We start from the raw sequence: 22837 nt of genomic DNA, 5'->3' as shown, positions 1-22837 counted from the left end.
CACCGATTCTCAACAAGATATGACCCTGCCTTTTGAAAAGGCAGCTTGAATTCTGAAATATTGTCCAAACTTTAGTATAATTACCATATAAGGACATATTATACACCATAATATTCTATATAAATATATACCTCATATATGGTTATATAAGATTTAACTATCACCTTTATTTAAATGGCAACTTAGGTTATTTTATAAATAACGCTGGCAAATTCCATCTACTTTTAGTTTTGAAACGAAGACCTTGAAGGACACTATTGATAGAAAAGGAGATAAAACTTCATGCAATTAGCCAAAACACAACATATTTTCGTTTGCACACTCGGACTTTGCGCTGTGCTTTTCTTAATACCACTGACGACATCAGCACAAACCGTTAACATTCCTGACACGAACCTGCGTGCTGCGATCGCAGAAGCACTTGGTAAAGCACCAAACGCACGGATTACAGTTGATGAGATGACAACATTGCGGGAACTTCACGCTGTGAGCATAGACATTAAAAATTTGGCAGGTCTTGAAGCCGCTGTGAATCTGGAGGACCTAAATCTCCATAACAATGCCATATCCGACATATCACCGCTCACGGGGTTGACAAAACTGCGTCACATAGGGTTGGAAGAAAATGTAATAACCGATCTCCCACGACTTGAAAAATTGATCAGTTTGGAGGAACTACATCTTGGGCGTAATTTGATAACCGATCTCTCACCGCTTGAAGGGTTAATCAACCTGAGAGGTATATCGCTCCACCATAACGCCATATCCGATTTATCGCCCCTTGCAGGATTGGTGAAACTGGAATGGATAGGGATGAGCGATAATCCGCTGGCGGACCTGGCACCCCTTTCAGGATTAACGAACTTGCGTAATTTTCACGGGTGGGGCACGCCTATCGTGAACCTTGCCGGTATCGCGAAATTGCCGAAACTCAGAGAGATAAACGTCTGCGGTGGCGGGATATCCGACCTGTCGTCCTTAGCTGATGCCAAGGGTTTAAAAGAACTTTACCTCCCCGGAAACGAAGTTTCCGACCTGTCTCCCTTGAAGGGGTTAACAAACTTGACACGCCTGAGTTTTGAACACAATCAGATATCGGATCTATCCCCGCTTGAAGGGCTAAACAACTTGACCTGGGTGGACCTCCGGGACAATAGAGTATCAGACGTATCTCCCCTCGCAACATTGGATAATTTAACGTGGCTTGATCTGAGCCAAAACGCCGCAATAACGGATGTCTCCGCGCTGGCTCCCCTACCGAACCTGACATGGATGGGACTCGCCGAGAACACTGGCATCGATGCGTCTCAGTTGGAGCGATTTTCCGCGACAACATCTATCTTACACTCGGATTTCGTTAACTCTGCTTTCCCAGAAGCCGGTCCGAAGATAGTGGGACCCTGGTTATGGGCAATCGTGCCCGGGGCAGGCGTTTCTAACGCAGACCTTCTGGAAAAAGCCAGCAAAGGGGCGGCTACAGAGGTGAAGGTGTCCACCTTCGGCGCAACAGAGGGAAAACCCGTCGGGGGCAGCAAATGGACGGCACACAATCTTGCCCCCGTGGGAGGGGATAACATCAACGAGATGACAGATGCCCTCGGCTGGGGAAGTGGTTCGGAGGTATATGACCACGTCGTTTACGGTTCTGCTACGTTGAATTCTCCGCGGAAACAGGAGACGACGATGCTCGTCGGCAGTGGTGATGGCGTTAAAGTTTGGCTCAATGGTGAGGTCGTCCACTACAATCCGACCGAGCGGGGGGCCGGTGATTACCAAGATGCGTTCCCTGTCACGTTGAAACAGGGCACAAACGTGTTATTGGTCGCCGTTGACAACCGGGGACATGGCGCGTTCAGCGGTTTCTTCGGGTTCGCAAAAGACACCGACTATACAGTGAACCCGATTGGGAAGAAATTTACCGTCCAAATACCCGCATGGGATGTCAACAGAGATGGAGAGACAAACATTCTGGATCTGATTCTGGTAGGACAAGACTTCGGAAAGCTCAGATCTACGAACGCGCGAACGGATGTAAACAAAGATGGAAGGCGTAATATCTCAGACCTCGTTCTTGTTGCACAGCATCTTGGCGAACTCAGCGGCGTTTCGGCTGCTCCTTCTGCTCTTGCAATAGGCGATATGAGATTAGATCCAGCGATAATACGCGGATGGATAGCACAAGCACAGATTGAAAATGATGGTTCGCTTGCATTCCAACAGGGTATTGCCAATCTCGAACGCCTTTTAGCATTGATGACTCCGCGTGAGACACAATTGCTCGCCAACTACCCAAACCCGTTCAACCCAGAGACATGGATACCGTATCAGTTGTCCGAACCCGCCGAAGTTACATTGCATATCTATACGATAGGCGGGACTTTGGTTCGGACGTTGAATTTGGGGCATCAGCCTGCAGGACTGTATCATCAACGAAATCGTGCGGTGTATTGGGATGGGAAGAACGCAGTCGGTGAGTCGGTCGCAAGCGGAATATATTTCTATACGCTCATCGCTGGCGATTTCACGGCGACGCGAAAAATGTTGATAATGAAATAAGGAAGTGCAGCCCAAAGCCATCTAAGAAAAGGAAGAAAAATACATGAAGAATCTCATCATAATTAGCCTCGTGTTAACGTTTATCTGGGTACATCAAATCGCTGAGGCGCAGCAGGATCTCGCACAAGAGGCGTATCTGATCCTTGAACAGAGTTGCTTTGACTGCCACGGACCCCACGGTGCCTTCACCGAAAATTTCGTCATTGAATCGGCATCACAGTTGGTAGATAGTGGAGCAGTCGTTCGGCGGAAACCGATTGAATCCGAACTCTATAGACGGCTGCTTGACAAAGATCCCGCGAAACGGATGCCGTTAGGACAACCGCAACTTCCTCCCGCAGCGATTCTCACCCTCGGTAATTGGATTCAAGCCGGCGCGCCGAGTTGGGAAGTCGAACATGATGTTAATTTTATTCCGATGGACGCAATGCTTGATACCATCAAGAAGCATGTCGAATCACTGCCGAGGTTTGATCGTGCCTCGGCACGCTACTTTACGACGACGCATCTCTATAACGCTGGTGAAAGTCCAGAAACGCTTCGTGCGTATCAGCTTGCGCTCTCAAAACTGGTGAACAGTCTCTCTTGGGGCTCCGAAATCGTCAAGCCGGTTCCGATTGACGCAAGGAAAACTATTTTCTATATCGACCTTCGCCGCTACGAGTGGGATGTCAGAAACGATGCGTGGACACAGATTGAACAGGAGTATCCCTATAGTATTGAATTTGATTCGGAAACGCAAGCCGGTTTACTTAAGAAATTGACCGACCTACGCGAAGAGATGGAGTGCGATGTGCCGTTCGTTCACGCGGACTGGTTCCTTGCGACGGCTTCACTCCCACCGCTCTATCATGACATTCTGGATCTCCCTGAAACCGATCGTGAACTCGAAAGAGAACTGGGGATAGATGTCCAAAGAAATCTCCAAAGCGCGCCGGGGGTTCGCGTCTGGCGTGCGGGTCTCAACGATTCCGGTGTGTCAGAAAACAATCGGGTCGTCGAACGCCACAGATTTCAACACGGGGCGTATTGGAAAAGTTACGATTTTGCTGGGAATGTGGGTGTGCAAAACATCATTGACCATCCACTGACGTTCAGGCATGATGGTGGTGAGATTATCTTCAATCTTCCCAATGGGTTGCAGGCATACTATATCTCTGACGCATCGGGGAGTCGTATTGATGCCGCCCCGACAACGATTGTTTCAAATCCCGATGAGAGAGATGGCATTGTTCGGAACGGTATTTCTTGTATCGGTTGCCACACAGAGGGGATGAAAACCTTTGAGGATGACGTGCGTGTGGTTGTTATGAGAGCCCCAGAGAGTGCTGCGAAAGTGCAGGCGTTGCGTTTGTATGTAGCAAAAGCAAAAATGGACGAACTCTTGAGCGAAGATACACAAACTTACCGACGCGCCCTTGAAGCGACGGGCGATGTTTTTGGTGGTATTGAACCTGTGTATCGTTTTTATAAAGCGTTTGAAAATCCTGTGGATGCGGCACATGCTGCCGCTGCCATTGGTTTAGAAACGGAAACATTCATTGCGAAGATTCGTGAAAAACCGAGTTTACAACGTCTCGGCTTACGAACACTGGAGAGTGCGAACGGTAACGTCAAACGGGATGCATGGACGTCTAACTTTTCTGATGTGGTTTCTGCGCTGAACTCTCCTGAAAACACCGTAAGACCGCCAACGCCTGTAGACGACCTGAAACCCGGCGATCTGGTTTCCATCCCGGACGTAAACCTTCGCACTGCGGTTGAATCGGCACTCGGTAAACCCGCTGGGACCTTGATTACGGCGGCAGATATGGCAAGACTGGAGCGTCTTGAAGCAGATGAGGCTGGCATTCGTAATCTAATCGGACTTGAGGCAGCGACGCGACTGGAACGGATAGAGTTTCGTCATAATGTGATATCCGACCTTTCGCCGCTGTCAGGATTGACACGTCTGAACAATATCAAACTGCGTGGAAATCGGATAACCGATGTCTCTCCACTTGCGAAGTTAATCAATGTAGAGTGGATGGGACTTGAGGAGAACCAAATCACCGATTTATCTCCATTGAAGGGGTTAGTGAAGTTGAACGGACTCGGGATTGCGGGCAATCCTGTCTCTAACGTGGTGTCCCTCACCGGATTACTGAGTTTGGAAGGCATAGATGCTCTGCGCACTGATGTCTCCAACTTTGCTCCTTTAGCAAAGTTACCCAGACTGCAATGGCTTGAATTTGGGGATAACGCGTCGATATCGGAGCTGCCGTCTTTAAAGGGGTTAAAAACACTGAGAAGGTTGGTCATCAGGGATACCCGTATCTCAGATGTCTCTGGGCTGGAGGGCTTAGGAAGTTTGACGGAGTTGAATCTTGAGCGTAACGTCATATCAGATGTATCCCCTCTGGCAAAGTTAACGCGTTTGAAAAGATTGGAACTTAACGGCAATGTCATATCGGATGTCTCGCCACTTGCTGGGTTAACCAACTTGGAACACCTCAACCTTCAGAACAATGTGATATCCGATTTTTCCCCGCTAAAAAGGTTGTCCGATAAGATATCTATCCGAACACAAGACAACCCCGGATTTTTTGTGCAAGGGGGCCCGAAAATAACAGGACCCTGGTTGTGGATGCTGTTTCCGGGAGCAGAATTTGACACTTTCCGGACCGCAGATTTGCTTGCCCGTGCAAGTGGTGGCGATGTAACGGAGCGGAAAATTGCTACCCATGGTGCGGCGGCCGGGGAATCCGTTGGGGATAGCGTCTGGATATCCCAAGAAGTCTCCGCAGATGACAATAACATCAACCGTCTATTGGAAGTTCTCAATATATCAAAAGAGGGTAACCGTCAGTATGTGATTTACGGTTCAATCACCTTGAATTCACCGCGTGCGCAGAACACAAAAATGTTTGCTGGGAGTGATGATAACCACAAAGTTTGGCTCAATGGAGGATTAGTTGACGAGAAACTCGGTGAAGGGTGGGCACATGATTATGAACGGTCCTTCCCGGTCACGCTTAAACAAGGAAAAAATGTGTTGTTAGTTGCTATTCATGAATGGGGCGGTGGGTGGGCCGGCCATTTCGGGTTCGCACCTGATGCCGAATATACGGTGTTCGCTGCCCCTGAGCAATTCTCTTTGTCTACACAAGCAACACAGATCGGGATTAACAAGACGTTCACCCTCCAGTTGAAGACAAACAATATCACTGACTTAGCGGGATGGCAAGCGGATATTACGTTTGATCCGAATGTACTCAAAGCAAACAGCGTGAGCGAAGGCAACTTCCTGAAGCAGAAGAGTGGACGCACCCACTTTCGGAAAGGCACGATTGATAATCAAAAAGGTAAAATCGCTGGTATAAGTTCGGCGCGGATCTCCCAAGGCGGTGTAGACGGTGCAGGGACGCTACTGTCGATTACATTCACGGCAAAGGCTGCCGGAGAAACACGAGTGGCACTGCGCGAGTTCCAGGCAGGTTCAAGTCTTGGTAAGACAATTCTGTCGCGTTCCCCTGATACTATTATTACTGTCGGTGCTCCGTCCACCGCGTCCACATCCACTTCCGATGCGAGTGATACCGGATTTTCTCTTTCTACGGATGGAACGCCTGTTCCTTTTGGGGATACCTTCACCCTTCGTCTCAGCGCAGAAAAGATTGTAGATTTAGCAGGCTGGCAAACCGATATTACGTTTGATCCTGACGTGCTTGAGGCAGTTGAGGTAAACGAAGGCGATTTTCTGAAAACAGGAGGCGAAGGCACCTTCTTTTTGAGAGGCACGATTGATAATCAAAAGGGTGAAATCACCCAAATAAGTTCCGCACGACTCAGTGGTGGCATCAACGGCACAGGAACATTGCTATCGGTCACATTCACAGCAAAGGCTGTCGCGGAAACACGAATAAGACTCAGCAATCTTCATGCTGGAGATAGCAGCACTGCGGCAATTCCTTTGAACGTCCCCGAACTCGTCATCACTGTTGATCGCCGTGCGTTTCCTGCTTGGGATGTAAATCAGGATGGTCAAGTGAATGTTCTCGATCTGATTGCGGTGGCGCAACACTTAGGCACCGCTGCGTCCCTGAACTCCCAAGCCGATGTAAACGGCGACAGAACTATTAACGTCTTAGACCTGATCGCTGTGGCGCAACATTTAGGTGAATCAAGCGCACCAGCCGCACCTTCCAATATTGCTATAGGTAGCTTGGGATTGGATCCAGCGACGATTCAGGCATGGATAGCACAGGCGCAGATTGAAGATGACGGTTCCATCGCCTTCCGACAAGCGATTGCGAATCTTGAGCAGCTTTTGGCTCTGTTCATTCCAGAGGAGACAGCTTTACTCCACAACTATCCGAATCCGTTCAACCCAGAGACATGGATACCCTATCACCTCGCAGAACCCGCGGAAGTCACGATCCGTATCTACGCTGCGAGTGGTGTGTTAGTCCGAACGTTAGCATTGGGGTATCAACCTGCGGGTATCTATCAGTACCGGAGCCGTGCGGCGTATTGGGATGGGAAAAACGCTGTGGGTGAGTCAGTTGCGAGTGGTGTCTATTTCTTTACGCTCACCGCAGGCGATTTCACGGCTACCCGGAAGATGTTGATAAGGAAGTGAAGAATGGCTGACAGCAATCAGCAATCGACAGTCGGTAAGAGGTTTTTGTGGGAGTTGTCATAATTTTATGCGCTGCTGACCGCTATTCTGCTGATGGCTGATTGCTATAAAAACCGAGAAAAGCGATGTCGCGTAAGCCTCGGAAAAGGCGTCGTCGGACTTTGAAACGGCTCTTTGCCCAACTTTCGATATATCTCACCGCATCACGCGGAACGAGTTGTGTAAAACGGCACGGTTTCCCGATGAAAAGTGGCGGGCCCCATTGGAATAGATGGAGTCCAAAACGGAGTTGTTTGCGTAACGCTTTTGGCAATTGCTGGACGAACGTATCAATCACGATCACTGGGCTATCGAATGCAGTGTCGCCTGAAGCTCCCACCATATAAGTACACACGGATTTCAGAATATCGTGTTCAACTTGGGTGAAGAAGTAAGTAGCTTTTGGAGTCGTTCTAAACATCGGGCTGCTTGTTTGCTTGTGATAAGGATTCACATAAATCTCGTGCTTCTATCACGAGTTCCTCTTCGCAGGGACGAATTTCCAATACCTTCAAGACATCCGAAGGAAGCTGCTGAAAAAGTTCGTCCCACTCCAATTCCCCGGTCCCTGGTGGATGATACGCCTCAAGCCCTTTCAGATCGTGCAGATTTACACCGATAAGGTGCTCTGCATAATGTTCAAGCCATCTATCTGCCCAGCACACGCCGAATTTTTCCTGTAACGCAGCGTGTCCTATGTCGTGCCAGTAACGCATTGGACTGCCGTAAAACTCCTCAAAAAACAGCCCAACCTCGTCAAAATTCGGAATTTGGTAGTAATGCGGTCGATTCTCAATAGCGATGTAGAGCTCCATCTTCAGAGCAGACTCGTTAATTTCATCGAGACTCCGTAACACTGCGTCTTGATGTTTCGTTTCCTTGCGTTTTCGCCACTCTGTGGCTTCGGTCACTTTCTGATCGAAGGCTTCAAACTCGCGCTCGCCGTAATTGTATAAGTCTCTCATCAAATAGGACCTGTCATAGGTATCAACTTCGCCCAAGTGAAGGACGACAATGGGTGCCTCTAATTCAACAGCGAGTTCCATTGTTTGGATGGTGCGACGGACCGCCTCTTTCCGTTCGTCTGTATTCAGACTCGAAAGTAGAATTTTGTCCTGCTCCGCCTTAGCTTGCGGTATTCCGGGGAGGACGGGACAGAAGTTATGGATCGAACAGGGTGGGTTTTCTCGGAGATAGGGTTTGAGCTGCTCTACCTGATCCGGTGTGAGATGTCTGCTAAGTTCGATCGTTTCAAAGCCGAGATTTTTAAGCACATCGAACAGGGCTGCACCGTCCTGTTGCTTCAAAGCGTTCCACAGTGTTGAAATTGCTAACATCTTTTAATTTTACCTTGCGGGTAAGTGAAGCGGGTTTGGATTTTGATGGTTTCCGTGTTCGAGTTGAAGAAACACTTTCTTCGCATTGGATTTTAGCGTTTGCAAAAACCCTGTGCCGTTGTTGCAGGCTGCGTTTTTGGTAAAGAGTCGCGAGTAAAAATCGCTCCTACAAACTCCTAAAATCCTGATTCAGACGATTCTACAATGACTTTTCGTCCCTCAATCTTCAGTTTCCCTTGCGCGTACCATTTGATCACTTCGGGGTAGAGTTTATGCTCCTCAACCTGAATCCTGTTGTGTAAACTTTCCTCATCGTCCGTATCCAGAACAGGAACAGCCGACTGTGCAATAATGGGACCCGAATCCACACCCTCATCAACAAAATGAACGGTGACACCCGCGATCTTCACACCGTATGCGAATGTATCAGCAACGGGATGCGCGCCCGGAAATGCTGGTAAAAGCGTTGGATGGACGTTGATAATCCGGTTCTGGTACTTCTGCACAAAGGAAGGTTGAAACAACTTCATAAAGCCAGCGAGGACTATTAATTCTACACCATAGTGTTCGACGAGTTTTGAAATCTCTGCGTCAAAATCGACACGGGTTTCATAATCCTGAACGCTAACAACGTGTGTCGGTATACCGGCGCGCTTCGCTCGTGTGAGTGCATAAGCCTTCCACCGGTCGCTAATTACCACTGCGATCTTAATACCACTCGTCTCATCTTGATGTAACTGCTCAATCAGGGTTTGCAGATTAGTTCCACTCCCAGAAACGAGAACTGCGATCTTCAATATTAATCCTTTACCAATATGAGTTGTTTGTGGTGTGTCCCTTTGGGATCGGCACCCAGACCCCACCAGTTTGGATTGCTACCTGTTGTTGGAAATCGTCGTAAGTCCCAACAACGCTGACGAGAACATGTTTTTGTTGTAACATTTGGATAATCGCGAGTGCTGAGTATTCACCCTCCGCGGGTTCGTCCGTAATCAGAATGAAATAGGGTTGGGCCTTCGGACGAAGTTTTAGCCGTCGGAGTCCTTCCGCTACGGCATCCAATAACATTTCATCGTCTTGACACGGCAGTTCAACGATTTTCCGAACCTGTTTAAGCGTTTGTGGTGGATTGAAAACGTTGACGATGTTTACAGAGGCACGCGATCGGAAACGCACCACTCCCATCTGATAATCTATAAGCGCGTTATCCAAATCGCGAACAAGGAGATCAAGTTGCTTCAAAAAATGCGGAAGTTTCTCGCCCATGCTTTTGCTGCTGTCAATGAACAGGACGATATCAATTGGAGTGTTGCCACTCAGTTGCAGTGCGGCATCCCCAATTTTTGTAACATCTGTCCATCGTGCTTGGCGTAGCGACACTGCCCTGTTTCGCGGGTGCGTCGGGGCTTTGAGGCGTTGTGCTGTTTGCGGTTGTGGCTCTTCAGGAATGACATGCCATTTGCCCCCGGTTTCAGAAGCAAGTCTCTGGTGTTCAATTAGAGGGAGTCCAAGCACATTCACATAGATACCGAATTCTCGACAGTATGCGATGGCATCATCCACTTCTAATCCGTCGCGACTTGAGAGCGGCTCATCGGTAACAAGGATAAAATGCCTTTTGGATGTAGGGCGAAATCGGAGTTCTTTGACAGTTTGAACCACAGCATCCAGGGCGTTTTCGTCCTGATGTACCTCAATCGCTTGAAGGGTCCGCTTGTAGTTAGTGAAGTTTTTTGTTAATTGAACAACTCTGATCCTGTTTCGGTTCTTATTCGCCCAGAATTCCGTCACACCGAGCGCATAATCTATCTTGGAGGCTTTATATACATTCACCATCTCGCTCAAGTGTTCTACAACGGATTTGATATTATCTCGCATACTCCGGCTGACATCAATGACGAAAACTACGTCAATTGGACCGCCCTCACTGGTTTCGACGATCTCTTGGGCGAGCGTCTTCATAAGCGTCGAAAACGGAACATGTGGTAACGCCTTCCGCTTCTCGCTAATTTCTGCCAATTGCGCTGGGGACAGTCCCTTCTCTTCTACTATCTTAAGTGTCGAAATCTCTGGCGCGCGTTGAATTCTTGGTGGACTGGAGCGTTTCGCGCCAAAGGTCGTATCTCCTGCTGGACTTGCGGCTTCCGTTTTCGACAAATCTCCTTTAACATCCTGAAGTGTACGGGTCGCCGTACTGATGTCGTTCCAGTTTTTACTTGACAAATCTAAAGATGTCGATGGGTCTTCTGCTTTAACTTCATCGCGCAAACTGCGCCCTAAGGCAGGACGTGGCGTTTCGGTGTTCACTGTAACCGGCGATGTGAGAGGCGGCAGCGACTCCTCCGCGCTGTCATGAGGCTTTATCAAATCGCGCTCAGAAGCGAGCAGACGCTGCGAAACCTTTTTCAGTGGAATCCTTGGTCGGGAAGTGTTTTCTACAGAAATGAACTCCGCCGCCAAACTCGCCTTGTCTGACGCTAACCTCTGGTTCCGCACCACGACGTAAAACGTCGTTACGAAAAAAAAGAGGTGAAATATCAACGAGATGAGCAACGCTCTACGAGTTACAGATTGCATGTTTTTATTGCCTATCGGTTTCCATAGGCTTTCAGTGGGCGTTGGAACGGTTGTTATCGTTTTCACCTGCCATGGGCTTGCTCTGGTTTCCGATTGCTAACCGCCGACGGCTATCTTGCTGACTGCCGACCGCTGATAGCTGACGGCTGACGAAGGTAGGTTGTTAGTAAAGGTTTCGGCGGTTCATGTTGAATCACCTCAAAGGAAATTAATTTTTCACCATCCAGTTGCTGGAACTGCTCCAGTGTGTGCATTGATTGACCAAACCGATCACTGGAGGATTGGTAAAGCGTCGCCCCGACCATCGTAAAAACAGCGAAGGTCAGGATAAATATGTAAACTGGACTACGCGTCCGAATACTGTAGCGGAGCCTATGAGTCAATGTTGAACTACATCGCACCCATCCAAGTGGCGTTCTAATGAACCGTGTGAAATAGGACCAAAGTGAGTCGTGATGTCTCTGGTGTTTCGTTGCGTCCGATACGCGCACCATTACGCTGCTTAAGAAGTCATCAGGGACTTCGATCTCACCGCCTCGGTGTAGGAAATCATCCATTTGTTGCAACCTTTGAACCTGATACGCACAAGTATTACACTTTTTGAGGTGCCGTCGGATGAGGTGGCGTTTCCACGTTGGCAATTCTTTATCAATATAAGCCGAGAGTTCGTCCGGACTCGCAAGATGCGCTTCGCATGTCTGCGGTGGCACGCCATCACGATGATTCTGATCGCGGGACCGCCGAGAACTGTAAACATCTGGGAATTCGGTTTTTAATTTTACCTTGGGGTGCGTTGCGGCGAATTTTGACATTGAAGTTCCTTTGCGTATAGCCGCCTGCGCCGTTGTTGCAGGCTACGGTTTCGGTTTTTAATTTTACAATCTCTTGTTGACAGCTATTCCCCTATGCCTGCTTTGATGAGCAGTTTCCTCATTTTTTGCCGAGCACGGTGAATCAACGCTTTCACAGCACCGACTGAGCATCCAAGAATTTTTGCAACTTCTTCATACCGTAAATCTTGATAGGTAACGAGCGTTAAAGCCACGCGTTGATTTTCTGGTAACTGTGTGAGTGCTTTGCGGATAATCTGTCTCTGTTCTTTTTTTTCTAAGAGCAAATCTGGCAAATAACGGGTATCCCGCATGATGTCGGCATGGTAGACATCCTCACCTTCTTCAACCAAATCCTCCAAGAAATAGGTGTTTCGGCGAGTACGGTTCCGAATCTCATTTCGACACAGATTGGTGGCGATTGTATAGAGCCAACTTTTGAACGAGGCTGTCGGCTCATAACGGTTCGCACTTTTGAAGACTCGGAGGAATGTCTCTTGAGAGAGGTCTTCCGCGCGTTGATAATCGTCAATTGAGCGATGAATGTAGTTAATCAAAGGGTTCTGGTATCGGCGCACCAGCAGCTCAAAGGCACTCATATCCCCTTTCCCACATTTCACCATCAAATCTTCGTCAGAAACAAACATTTTTTAATTTTACCTTGCGGAGAAACAACGTGGGTTTAGACTTTGACGTGCCTTTCTTATATCTGAAGAAACACCCAAGCAAAAACCCCTCCATTTCATTACGGGCTACGAGGTATGCAGATATCGTAAGAAGAGCACTTTTTTAGACGAAAACCTCTTTACTGACTGCCGACAGCCATTCCTCCGTAGACACAACCCGATCTTTCCCAGTAACGGGTGGGGACCTCGGTCGGACTTACGCACTTTGGTCTAAATTCGATTGGAGTTTCAATTCAAGTTTAAGGCGCATCGCTGTTTTATAAGCACTGATAGCTTCACGCCGCTTGCCCTGAAAGGTATAGACTGTCCCAAGTTCAGAGTGCAACTCAGGGTGGCTCGGTATAAAACGAATGGCACGCGTGTAAACGTCAATCGCCTCGTCATAGCGTTTGAGCAAACGATAGGTTGCTGCGAGATTGAGATACGCCATCGCTTCGCTCGGTTCGCACGCTATCGCCATTTGGTATGCATCTATCGCCTTTTCATAATCTCCCAACATAAAATGTGCCAAACCGAGGTGGAAGTGTGCTTCAGCCGATTCGCTGTTATGTTGAATTACCTGCTGAAATTCTTCAATCGCTTTCGCGTAGTCTCGAACGTTTAATGCAGCTGCTCCCTGTTCTAAGTGTTTAGCAGCGGTCTGATGCGCGTGAATGTCGACCCGCCCCCGCTGAATGAGTTCTTTTTGCAACCCGCTTGAGGACACCGAGGATTTTTCAGGTGTTAAAGCATGTTCCGCACTGGTTTTCCTATCCTTCATCAATCTTTCCTCATTAAAGCGAACGCTCGTTTCGCGATGCAGCATCACCACGCGATGCGGAACCCAATTACAAACTCTGCATACCCAGTGCTAAAAAAATCGTAACTCGTGCAGGTGCTGTAATCATGGTTGTAATACCAAGCCCCCCCACACGCCACACGGAAATCCCCTTCATCGTCATAAGGTGTATCTGTCCATTCCCAGACATTGCCGACCATATCGTAGCAGCCGAATGGACTCATACCATCTCTGAAACTAACGACTGGTGTCGTCGTTCCCGCGCCAAGTTCAGCGGTGTTGCACCGCGGTCTGTCAATTTCATACCCCCACGGGAAAAGCCTATCATCAGCACCGCGTGCGGCGTATTGCCACTCTGGGAACGTCAGTAGCCGCCCACCAACATATCGAGCATAAGCCTCTGCATCTTCACATGTAACCCAGACAACGGGATGGTCGCCCCTATTTGTTGAATAGACACCATCTGTCCAATCTTGTGGTGGTGTGTGTCCCGTATCCTGAAGAAACCGATGGTACTGTGCGTTGGTTACTGGGTAGACCCCGATCCTAAATTCGTCCACCTCCAACGGGGCTGAATCTTCGCCAATATAAGCAACACCTATAGGAATATGAACGGTTGCATCCAATACCTGTAGCGCGGCATCTCGGATCCCCTTATTCTCGTGTGCGAGCGCATAACCGAGTGGCGATATAACTTCACCAACCGGCGGTGTTGTGAGCTGGGGTATCGTTTCCCAGCCGAGTTCCGCACTCAGCAGCAACCGAACGGCATCAGATAACGATTCGTCGAAGTGCCACGTCCAATAATCTCGACAGAGTTTTTGAAGGGCGTCCGGTGTATCGCTTTTCACCAATTCAATTCGCGACGCACTCGGTTTCGTGATGTTTAGGGTTTGTTTTGTTGTAATGCCGTTCCTGCTCTCCATAGGTATCATGATACCACAAAGAAATAATTTTATGCAAGGAGAAGACAACAAAACTTAGGGCATCGCCAGTAGAAGATCGCTCTTATCGACTATTGTTGAATTGCCCCTTGTGGAATCGTCCCTAATCCAGGAATAATCGTCCTCTTTCCTCTTTCAATAACACCCATCAGTTGTTTTTCATAGAAGGACAGTTCTGATAGCGGAAACTCCATTTCATAGAGTTGGTCATAGAACGCTCTATCAACGTATGCGAATACCCCATCAAAGTATTTAATCACTCCCTCCTCACCCCGTTTCGCCAGGTTCTGCTGCAGAACGTCTCGGAGCAGCCCGCCGGAGGTGTGTTGATATTTCGTTTGTGTTACCTTCTTTACTGAATCATATACGTTGGCAAATATTACAGTGTTGGAGTTTTTCCACATCATCTCCGTGTTATTTACGGTTGTTGGCATACCGTATTTGTCAACAGCTTCTTCAATTATATTTTCCGCATTCATTACCGGTGTCACGGTCACATAGCCTGCTGTTCGCAGTTGGTTATCCTTGAATGTATAGATGAGCAGGCAATCGACACCATTGATTTTATGCCTATAGACGAGTGCGTTTTCAGTCCTTTCATACACTCGATTCCCGGCTTCAGCCAGTTCAACGCGTTCTTGGCTGAACCCCCATCTCACTTCGCGGAAGGCGTGATTAGCATCTTCGGAAAGAGAGCCTAAAATAGAGTGTGAGGCACAACCACTGATCGCAACAATCAATACGCCCACCACATAGACGCACATAAATCTATGCATTATATCTCTCATGATTCTGTCTCCTATATTAACCCAAGTTGCCGCCGATGTAAAAAGTTGTTTAATATTGGTAGCGATGATAAACAAAAAGACTTTCAATTCAAAGCCAGGATGACTATTTTCGTCATGATTTCGGCATCTGACATCTTGGCGAGCGGATGTTCCTGATGACCGAGTGAGATTAGAAGATCGTCACAAATTAATGTTCTGATATGGGCATCACTAAACATTTCTCCATACTCAAAAAAAGACCTGCAGAAAGCCCTTCGAGTCTACCAACTACCAAGACATCTTGCCCTTTCGTGAGTGTCGCCAGTATTGGTTTTACAATCAACCGTTGAATCAATAGATAGGTCTCGAAGATCAACGCTCTTTCGGAATTTCTAAAAGTAGTTCAATTGTTTTCCAAACCTCTTCTAAGGTCGCGACAGGTATCTGACAAATAAACGTTGTTTTTCGTTCTCTCCAAGCCACACAACGGATTTGGTCTGCCAAAATAACGCCGGTCACCGCCAAACCCGCCGGGATGGAAACCTCAAAAGGATAGCCTTTCGCTTGAATGGTAATAGGACAGATGACTGCCAAACGGGTTTTCCTATTATAATCGCTTCTTGATAGCACTACGGCAGGGCGATGTCCAGCTTGCTCTGGTCCTTTTTATGGTTCTAGGTCAATCCGCACTACATCCCCGCGCCATGGAACGTATGCCATTACTCTCCCTACGTCTCATTTTCTGCTGAAGGTTCTACATTGCCCTCGTCGGGCAGATTATCCTCTGTCACTTGTGCTAACAGGTCGTCAAGCGTATGTGTGGATTTTCCGAATTTTGCTGGCGAATATGCTTCTTCCGGAATACGACGAGTCGGGGACGGATCTGTGTGACAATTTCGATTGATAGGTGTCGCCTCCGCCTCCTTACACTGTGCAGCATCTTCCCGCGGATCAAGATCGTTGTAAACATCCATCTCTGGATCGTTCCAGCCAGCACGTAGCCCGCATTCAATAAGCAAGGCAGTTTGTTCCTCTTCTGTTATTGGACTGTCATCGTAGTATACCCGGTTTTGCAGCTGTTCAAACCTCTCAGCGGGTAACACAACGTATCCTGTGTTTGTCTCTGGGTCGATCAGGCGGACAAGATTATCTTTGGATTCCTGAATCGCCTGTCGAAGTTCTTTAGAAATTGTGATCATTCTATTCTCTACACCCTAAAATTTCAGGGATTTCGGTCAATGCAGCGACCTCGTAATCAGGTCGAATTTCTGTATCGTTCGGCACACTTCCACGATTAAGCCAGACGGAATGCACGCCAGCGTTCCGCGCACCAGCAACATCGTTCTCAAGTGAGTCTCCTACATGAAGCATCTCCGCGAGTTCACAACCCGCTCGCTGAGCAGTAATTTCAAAGATTTTGCGATCCGGTTTTTCAATCTGCACATCTTGGGAAAACACAACAAAGGTAAAATACCCCTCAAGACCACAGCGTTCTGGGTAGGTGTTTCCATTTGAGAGCAATCCGAGTTTGAAGTGTGGTGCCAGAACATCAAAGGTCGGAATCACATCAGGGTACAACTCTATATCTTCAAACCGATGCTTCCGATATATCGCATTCAGATGCGCAGCAAGTTCTTTATCTGGGCACCCGACATATTCAAGTGTTCTCTCAAAGGCGCGCAGTCTGATTTCTTCGAGGTTCCAAATTTTGCCTCTTGCCTCTTCAGCGAATTGCTCGCGAATTGCAATCATCTCATCAATTGTAAGTTCTAAAACACGCTCGGTTGGAACCTGTCTTTGCAACTCTTTCAGTGTGTGTTTGAGCGAGTGATGCATGACCTTCAGAAAATCCCACAAAGTCATGTCGCCATCAAAAGAGATAGTTGAAATTTCCAAGAATTCCTCCGCTAAAACTAAGATGCAGGCACACCGATTGAGGCATGGATTTGGGCAAACTTCCACAATTCGTCAGTTTTTTCCAAGACACCTGTCATCCGCATCACGAATTCCTCCGGCGTGCCTTGCCATTTGAGCCGCCAGATCTGGCGCGTGTAGAACCAAGCGACATCGCCGCGTTTCTGTACGTCGAGATTAAGAAATTCAATGCTGAAATCCTCTGTGCTCGCGACGTGATTTCGGTAATACGCCGCGATTTCTGCGCTTCCCTCAACCACCTCGTCAGCATCGGTACCGATCTTGACATAGTGTGAGGCAGGAAGCATCATTGCAATGAGGGTTTCAGCATCACCATCAACAAGCGCGTCAAAATACGCCTTCACCGTATCATGCGCATTCCGCATCATGAATTCCTGTAAGAGCATCCCACAAGGCGACGCTCATCTTTTCACATGCTTGCAGGACAGTCGCGTGTGAATCCGATGGCAACGTGCCAATGTGCTCAAGTAGTTTTTCAGTTTCATGCTCGTTGTGTGAGTGCGTTTCAAAATAGGGTTCTACCGATTTCGGAAGTTGATAGAACGCCTTTAAACCAGTGAGTTTCGATTGGGCAGTTGCCGGTTGCTGTACCTCAAACGCATAGAGTGCACCGAGTGCAGTCGTCCGTTCCGAAAAGAGCTCATGTGCTGTCCGCATCAATGCCTTCACCTGCGGAATTTGTGCTTCATCAACAGTTGTGTCAAGCCCAGCAGCGAAGTCAGCCCACAGGTCGATGTGTTCGGTCTCTTCCGCTGCGGTTTCGACCTCGTCGAGTGTTTCCCAACCGTCTGGCACTGTAGAGATAAAGGCACCATACTCACGTGCATAGGAACGTAGGGATTTGACGGGTAATTCACCAGCACTCCATGCTTGGTAAAATGGGTGCTCGAGTAAGTTATAATCTGCGATTTTGCTATCTAATGCTTGTTTGAAATCCATTAAATTGGCTACTCCGTTTCATATATGTCAATAAAGTTCAATAATCTGTTGATGCTCCCACAGCAATCCTCGGCTTGTGAGCTGCACCGACTTTTCTATAGCAATTTTTCGGTTTGCGAGACCACCGAAAAATTGTTCGTAGCATGTCTTTAGTATAGCATACACGATGTATCGGTGTCAAACAAAGGTTCGTTACATTCTTAGGGTTATTTCATTTTTCACGAGAGTGCATCTGTCCAGTTTTAAGAAAGGAACGTCAAATGCTAATCTCATGTTGTTTAACCGCAAGGAACATTTTAAAATTCGTTTTGAATTAAACCTAAAATTTGCTATAATGCTTAAGAGGATCAGGAGCGTTATAGGTTGGAGAGGATTGCTATGACGGAAGAACAAAAATTTATTTTTGATCTCAAAGGTTACCTGTTAATTCCTGAAGTTTTAAAGCCTTCGGAAATTGTGGCACTGAAAGCGCAAATCGACACCATCCGAACAGATCCGGAATCTTTGCCGCCGCACGAACGACGGTTTCCAGGAGGCACGGCATCATTTTTAATCGATCATCCGGTGGTAATGGATATTCTCCACGAGATTTTAGGGGAAGTTCGGATGGAATCCAGTTGGTTCACCTACCGCACCGCAGGAGATGGTGGACCTCCACCACATGGTGGTGTGCGGAATGTGAATCCTAACTTCAATTATCAGTGTCGAAACGGGAAAATATACTCCGCTTTGACGCGGGTTGTCTTTGAGTTGAACGAAGTCAAAGCAGGTGGAGGTGGTACGCTATTTCTGCCGGGGAGCCACAAAGCAAACTTCCAAATCCCTGAAGTGCATCGGCAGACAGATTCACCGTTCTTTGAAACATACAGTTGTCCCCCAGGTTCCGTCATTATCTTCACAGAAAACCTTTGTCATTCTGGAGTTGCATGGCAAAATCCAGATCGACCACGGATAGCCATCTTCAATTGTTACAACTTCGTCGGGTGCCAATTTCACAAACCATCGATGCCAAAGCATGTGATTGAAGGGTTGCCTCCAGAAAAACAGGCATATTTCCGTAACGTCTGGGTTTGGCATCAAGGGGGTCCCGACAACGGAAAAAATCTACACTACGAGGGTTAATGCGTGTCGCATGCAGAAGCGTTTCTACAATATAAAAGGGTAGATCACGGAAGGCTCGCGTTCCAATCCGGACATCACGCATGGCTCCAGAAACAAGTATACCATCCACATCACTGATCCGCGTAGCACGGGCTGACGCATCCCGTAGCGTTTCAAAGTGGCGTTGGATCTTGTTTGGCGCGGTTCTCAGTATTCTGCCCACCATCAATATTGTACTTCTTGGTATAAGTGCAATTGTTATGAGCACCTTAACGCCTAAAATAGACTTGTCCACGCCGAAACGATTGACACTCTATTTCCAAAATCCAGCGTGCTACACGGTGGAATACCAGCGTACAGCAAAAAGATTACGGTGCATTTGGACTTTATACGGATGGCTTACTGGATTCATTATTTTCAATCTCTTTTAAGAAAGAACGGAACAACAAATGCCACAGAAACCAACACCTTACAAAGGACTGGAAGATCAACTGATCTTGCGAGATCATCTTGCTGCAGACAGGACTATCCTCGCGAATGAGCGAACCTTTCTCGCCTATATCCGCACGGCGTTAACGTTGTTCGTCGCAGGATTATCCTTTGTGCATCTCAAAGAGATTTTCAGTTCACATATCGTTGAGGTGATTGGTATTCTCTTTATCTTGCTTGGCATTGCGACCTTTTTCGTTGGGCTTGTTAGATATAAACGGATGCAAGCTTTAATCCGTAAAATTAAAACAGAAGAATTAGAAGCATTAGGAGAAGAAGATTCACAATGAAAATACGAGAGGTTGTTGTAACAGGTCAGAACCAGGTGGAGCTGCAAACTGCCGACACGGACACACCGGTGCTCGCTTCCAATGAGTTACTTATAGACACAGAATACACCTTTATCAGTAGCGGTACAGAACTCGCAAATTACACGGGGAGAGAGCCGAAAGTCTTCCAGAAGGGGTCATGGTGTGAGTATCCATGGCGTTCTGGTTATGCGAATGTCGGTATTGTGCGTGAAGTTGGTGCCGGGGTTACCCGTGCTGCACCCGGTGATCGGGTTTTCACTTATGGACGGCATGCCTCGACAATTCGCTACTCACAAGATCGACTGGTTGCACCTATCAGAGAAGCAGTGGATCCAGCAGTCGTTGCCGCATCACGGATGGCAGGCGTTGCGATGACAGCGATTATTGTGGGAGAAATTGGAACCAATCCATGGGTCGTCGTTTTCGGCTTAGGGCTTGTTGGGAATCTGGCATCGCAGATGTTCCAGATTCACGGATGTCGAGTGGTTGGTGTCGATCCAGTAACGGAGAGGCGAGAACTCGCACAGCGGTGTGGGATTAAATATACTGTGGGTGGAGATGCTAACGAGGCACAAGCACAGGTTGAGGAGATTACCGGTGGTGAACTTGGCAATATCACCGTCGATGCTGTGGGACATAGTGGTGTCGTTATGCAGGCACTCCGTGCTACCGCCAGCCATGGACAACTCATCATCCTCGGTTCGCCGCGCGTCGAAGTTCAAGGGAACCTGACCGATCTGCTGTCTGAAACACATCTGCGATGGATTACGATTCGTGGAGCATTGGAGTGGTGTGTGCCAATGTATCCAGACATCGGTAATCGAACCTCTCAATGGAGCAAACAGCAAACCATCTTTGACTGGATGGCACGTGGGCAATTGCACGTTGCACCTTTAATCTCCCATCGTCTCAAATCAGAACAGATTAAGCAGGCTTATGATGGTCTCCTTAACGAGCCGAATGTATATACAGGTGTCGTTTTAGATTGGAATTCCGCGTCTTAATTATAATTTCATTTTCGTAATCGTAGTCCGTAATGAAATGGAGGACGGATAGGTGGAACGCATGCAACAGTTCAAATGCCCTTCCTTACTCCGCAAGGAAAAATTAAAATGTTTCAAAACTGTATCCAATCAGAATTACCTCCGGGACTCAAAACCCGGTTCGATAAAAAGCAAGTAATGGCTATCACTTTCTCGCCAGATGGCACACGACTCGCCGCAGGTGGTGATGGACGTATCTGGATATATGACACAGCCACCGGCGCGCAATTCGCAATGCTCTCAGGTTATACGGAGCACATGCGGGCATTGGCATTTGCCCCGGATAATTCTCTGCTTGCCAGCGGGAGCGAAGACAATACACTCCGACTCTGGGATACCGCCACGGCTCGCGAAGTGCTAACGCTGGCTGGGGATTCTAATCTCGTAAACGCGTTGGCATCATCTTCACCGGATGGTGTTCCACTTCCCGGATGGGATCCGCGCACGGAACGGTTGCTCGCTTCTTCCACTGAGGCCCCCGGACGAATTAGAAGTCTGGCGTTTTCGCCGGATGGAACAACACTCGCAAGTGGAAGTGCAGACGGTAAGATTCGATTGTGGGAAGTTGAAACAGGCGGATTGCTCTCCACTTTTTCGGCACACGATGGACTCGTCTTGGCTTTAGCATTTTCACCTGAGAGTGAAACACTGGCAAGCGGCGGTTCCGATACACTTGTTAGATTATGGGATTTGGAAAGCAAGCACTTACTCACACTATTAAGAGGTCATACCGACTCAGTCAGTGCCTTGGCATTTTCTACCGATGGAGAACTCCTTGTAAGCGGCGGAAGGGATAACTATATTCAGTTGTGGGAAACAAGCAGTGGTAATCCTATATCCATGTTTCCTACTCAAGAAGGTGCTATTCGGGAATTGACTTTTTCACCAGACGGGGCAAAACTTATATGCACCACGCAGGATGGTTCGCTCCTCATAAGAGAGCGATGATTCGTGATAGACCCAAGCCTAAAGACTTGGGCTTCTGCAAAAGTTAAGCAAAAGCATTTGTGGATTTCAGAAGCGGACTGGACGCTTCAACGGAGATGCCAACAATCCTGTTGAACAGGACAATCGGTCTAACGACTCCTAAGCCAAAGGAAGCTATCCCTTCCTTGAGAATGTTCATCGCAGCGTTCGGGTCGCGGTCGAGGTGTGTATCACACTTCGGACACTGCCATTCACGGTCTGCTAACGTTAGGGTTTCATTTTTATGTCCACACACAGAGCAACATTTGCTTGTTGGAGACCATCGGTTAATCTTCAACACGGAGCGAATACGCTTATAGGATTGGTGCTTGAGTTTCTGCATGAACTCACCGAAGGCAACGTCGGAAACCTGTTTACCCCAAAGGCGTTTCATTCCCTCAAGGTTCAAATCTTCAAAGAACAGAATATCGAACTGCCGACACAACTTTATGGCAAGTTTCCAATGATGGTCTGCCCGTTGATTGGCAATTTTCTTATGGATACGGGCAACGTTCTTGCGTTCGCGTTCTCTGTTATGAGATCCTTTGACTTTCCGAGAATGTGCCTGTTGTGCTTTCGCCAACTTATCAGCGTTCTCGGTGTAAAACATTGGAGACCCGTAGCATTCACCGTCAGGGTTTCCAGTCAGGAAGTCTTTGATCCCAAAGTCGAACCCTTCGGCTTTACCCGTCTTGGGTTCGGGTTTGACTTCGCTATAGTCTTCAGTGACGGTAATATACACGTCTCCGAGGGCGTCTCTTGTAACTTGAACCTGTTTAATTTCGCCTTCTATGGGACGGTGCAAGGCAAAGCGATACCAATGCCCGTTGAGACGGATACGATACGTCGGGTGATTTCTTTCGTTTTTCTGCTTCGGTAGCAAATATGCAATCTTGACATGTTCACCGCGAAAGGTCA

At 47.9% G+C, this 22837-nt stretch carries 20 protein-coding genes and 1 pseudogene; 6 read left to right on the top strand and 15 right to left on the bottom strand.

All coding sequences use genetic code 11. The annotated features are described in order from the left end of the window. The first annotated feature begins 282 nt into the window (after positions 1–282). Positions 283–2556 (top strand): leucine-rich repeat domain-containing protein, encoded by a 2274-nt coding sequence (locus J4G07_12965; GenBank protein MCE2414905.1) that lies wholly within the window; start codon positions 283–285, stop codon positions 2554–2556. Positions 2557–2599: 43 nt separating this feature from the next. Beyond that, entirely contained in the window at positions 2600–7177 is a 4578-nt protein-coding gene (locus J4G07_12960; GenBank protein ID MCE2414904.1) for a leucine-rich repeat domain-containing protein, read from the top strand. 82 nt (positions 7178–7259) lie between these two features. Here J4G07_12960 and J4G07_12955 read toward each other — a convergent pair whose 3' ends face one another. From J4G07_12955 to J4G07_12890, 14 genes and pseudogenes are all read right to left on the bottom strand, one after another. Beyond that, positions 7260–7637 (bottom strand): hypothetical protein, encoded by a 378-nt coding sequence (locus J4G07_12955; GenBank protein MCE2414903.1) that lies wholly within the window; start codon positions 7635–7637, stop codon positions 7260–7262. Continuing rightward, positions 7630–8553: a TIM barrel protein gene (locus J4G07_12950; protein ID MCE2414902.1), complete on the bottom strand. Its 924-nt coding sequence runs from the start codon at positions 8551–8553 to the stop codon at positions 7630–7632. The genes J4G07_12955 and J4G07_12950 overlap by 8 nt, the downstream gene beginning before the upstream one ends. A gap of 176 nt (positions 8554–8729) precedes the next feature. After that, on the bottom strand, positions 8730–9350 hold the full coding sequence (locus J4G07_12945) for a phosphoribosylglycinamide formyltransferase (GenBank protein MCE2414901.1): 621 nt from the start codon (positions 9348–9350) through the stop codon (positions 8730–8732). 10 nt (positions 9351–9360) lie between these two features. After that, the gene (locus J4G07_12940; GenBank protein ID MCE2414900.1) at positions 9361–11196 is read right to left on the bottom strand and encodes a VWA domain-containing protein; all 1836 of its coding nucleotides are present in this window, start codon (positions 11194–11196) and stop codon (positions 9361–9363) included. Positions 11197–11240: 44 nt separating this feature from the next. Next, complete coding sequence (locus tag J4G07_12935) at positions 11241–11942, bottom strand: hypothetical protein (GenBank protein ID MCE2414899.1); 702 nt, start codon at positions 11940–11942, stop codon at positions 11241–11243. 83 nt (positions 11943–12025) lie between these two features. Further along, positions 12026–12607 carry a sigma-70 family RNA polymerase sigma factor gene (locus J4G07_12930; GenBank protein ID MCE2414898.1) on the bottom strand — a complete coding sequence of 194 codons (582 nt, stop codon included), beginning with the start codon at positions 12605–12607 and terminating at the stop codon, positions 12026–12028. Between the two features lie 235 nt (positions 12608–12842). Beyond that, a complete protein-coding gene (locus J4G07_12925; GenBank protein ID MCE2414897.1) occupies positions 12843–13406 on the bottom strand; it encodes a tetratricopeptide repeat protein in 564 nt (187 codons plus the stop codon). A 44-nt stretch (positions 13407–13450) separates the two neighbouring features. Continuing rightward, complete coding sequence (locus J4G07_12920) at positions 13451–14350, bottom strand: SUMF1/EgtB/PvdO family nonheme iron enzyme (protein ID MCE2414896.1); 900 nt, start codon at positions 14348–14350, stop codon at positions 13451–13453. An 89-nt stretch (positions 14351–14439) separates the two neighbouring features. Then, positions 14440–15156, bottom strand: a complete 717-nt coding sequence (locus J4G07_12915; GenBank protein ID MCE2414895.1) for a hypothetical protein — start codon at positions 15154–15156, stop codon at positions 14440–14442. Between the two features lie 351 nt (positions 15157–15507). Next, a pseudogene (locus tag J4G07_12910) lies at positions 15508–15855 on the bottom strand (type II toxin-antitoxin system PemK/MazF family toxin). An 8-nt stretch (positions 15856–15863) separates the two neighbouring features. Continuing rightward, entirely contained in the window at positions 15864–16334 is a 471-nt protein-coding gene (locus J4G07_12905; GenBank protein ID MCE2414894.1) for a hypothetical protein, read from the bottom strand. Between the two features lies 1 nt (position 16335). After that, positions 16336–17031 (bottom strand): HAD family hydrolase, encoded by a 696-nt coding sequence (locus tag J4G07_12900; GenBank protein ID MCE2414893.1) that lies wholly within the window; start codon positions 17029–17031, stop codon positions 16336–16338. Positions 17032–17048: 17 nt separating this feature from the next. Then, on the bottom strand, positions 17049–17438 hold the full coding sequence (locus J4G07_12895; GenBank protein MCE2414892.1) for a nuclear transport factor 2 family protein: 390 nt from the start codon (positions 17436–17438) through the stop codon (positions 17049–17051). Continuing rightward, entirely contained in the window at positions 17419–18009 is a 591-nt protein-coding gene (locus tag J4G07_12890) for an iron-containing redox enzyme family protein (protein ID MCE2414891.1), read from the bottom strand. The genes J4G07_12895 and J4G07_12890 overlap by 20 nt, the downstream gene beginning before the upstream one ends. A gap of 378 nt (positions 18010–18387) precedes the next feature. Here J4G07_12890 and J4G07_12885 point away from each other — a divergent pair, with 378 nt between their 5' ends. The 4 genes from J4G07_12885 (at position 18388) to J4G07_12870 (ending at position 21901) form a co-directional block, all read left to right on the top strand. Then, positions 18388–19131, top strand: a complete 744-nt coding sequence (locus J4G07_12885) for a phytanoyl-CoA dioxygenase family protein (protein ID MCE2414890.1) — start codon at positions 18388–18390, stop codon at positions 19129–19131. A gap of 428 nt (positions 19132–19559) precedes the next feature. Continuing rightward, positions 19560–19889 (top strand): DUF202 domain-containing protein, encoded by a 330-nt coding sequence (locus tag J4G07_12880; GenBank protein MCE2414889.1) that lies wholly within the window; start codon positions 19560–19562, stop codon positions 19887–19889. Further along, positions 19886–20914 (top strand): zinc-binding alcohol dehydrogenase, encoded by a 1029-nt coding sequence (locus J4G07_12875; GenBank protein ID MCE2414888.1) that lies wholly within the window; start codon positions 19886–19888, stop codon positions 20912–20914. The genes J4G07_12880 and J4G07_12875 overlap by 4 nt, the downstream gene beginning before the upstream one ends. Before the next feature lie 108 nt (positions 20915–21022). Beyond that, positions 21023–21901: a WD40 repeat domain-containing protein gene (locus J4G07_12870; GenBank protein ID MCE2414887.1), complete on the top strand. Its 879-nt coding sequence runs from the start codon at positions 21023–21025 to the stop codon at positions 21899–21901. A gap of 43 nt (positions 21902–21944) precedes the next feature. Here J4G07_12870 and J4G07_12865 read toward each other — a convergent pair. After that, on the bottom strand, positions 21945–22837 hold an 893-nt coding region (locus J4G07_12865), incomplete at its 5' end, for a transposase (GenBank protein MCE2414886.1).

The sequence above is a fragment of the Candidatus Poribacteria bacterium genome (assembly GCA_021295715.1).
Lineage (GTDB): Bacteria > Poribacteria > WGA-4E > WGA-4E > WGA-3G > WGA-3G.
This window is presented reverse-complemented; position numbering and strand designations above follow the sequence as displayed.

Excerpts from the sequence above, each read along its gene's own strand:
- J4G07_12965 (MCE2414905.1), top strand. The coding sequence starts at position 283 with ATGCAATTAGCCAAAACACAACATATTTTCGTTTGCACACTCGGACTT.
- J4G07_12960 (MCE2414904.1), top strand. The coding sequence starts at position 2,600 with ATGAAGAATCTCATCATAATTAGCCTCGTGTTAACGTTTATCTGGGTA.
- J4G07_12955 (MCE2414903.1), bottom strand. The coding sequence starts at position 7,637 with ATGTTTAGAACGACTCCAAAAGCTACTTACTTCTTCACCCAAGTTGAA.
- J4G07_12950 (MCE2414902.1), bottom strand. The coding sequence starts at position 8,553 with ATGTTAGCAATTTCAACACTGTGGAACGCTTTGAAGCAACAGGACGGT.
- J4G07_12935 (MCE2414899.1), bottom strand. The coding sequence starts at position 11,942 with ATGTCAAAATTCGCCGCAACGCACCCCAAGGTAAAATTAAAAACCGAA.
- J4G07_12930 (MCE2414898.1), bottom strand. The coding sequence starts at position 12,607 with ATGTTTGTTTCTGACGAAGATTTGATGGTGAAATGTGGGAAAGGGGAT.
- J4G07_12925 (MCE2414897.1), bottom strand. The coding sequence starts at position 13,406 with ATGAAGGATAGGAAAACCAGTGCGGAACATGCTTTAACACCTGAAAAA.
- J4G07_12920 (MCE2414896.1), bottom strand. The coding sequence starts at position 14,350 with ATGGAGAGCAGGAACGGCATTACAACAAAACAAACCCTAAACATCACG.
- J4G07_12915 (MCE2414895.1), bottom strand. The coding sequence starts at position 15,156 with ATGAGAGATATAATGCATAGATTTATGTGCGTCTATGTGGTGGGCGTA.
- J4G07_12905 (MCE2414894.1), bottom strand. The coding sequence starts at position 16,334 with ATGATCACAATTTCTAAAGAACTTCGACAGGCGATTCAGGAATCCAAA.
- J4G07_12895 (MCE2414892.1), bottom strand. The coding sequence starts at position 17,438 with ATGATGCGGAATGCGCATGATACGGTGAAGGCGTATTTTGACGCGCTT.
- J4G07_12890 (MCE2414891.1), bottom strand. The coding sequence starts at position 18,009 with ATGGATTTCAAACAAGCATTAGATAGCAAAATCGCAGATTATAACTTA.
- J4G07_12885 (MCE2414890.1), top strand. The coding sequence starts at position 18,388 with ATGACGGAAGAACAAAAATTTATTTTTGATCTCAAAGGTTACCTGTTA.
- J4G07_12880 (MCE2414889.1), top strand. The coding sequence starts at position 19,560 with ATGCCACAGAAACCAACACCTTACAAAGGACTGGAAGATCAACTGATC.
- J4G07_12875 (MCE2414888.1), top strand. The coding sequence starts at position 19,886 with ATGAAAATACGAGAGGTTGTTGTAACAGGTCAGAACCAGGTGGAGCTG.
- J4G07_12870 (MCE2414887.1), top strand. The coding sequence starts at position 21,023 with ATGTTTCAAAACTGTATCCAATCAGAATTACCTCCGGGACTCAAAACC.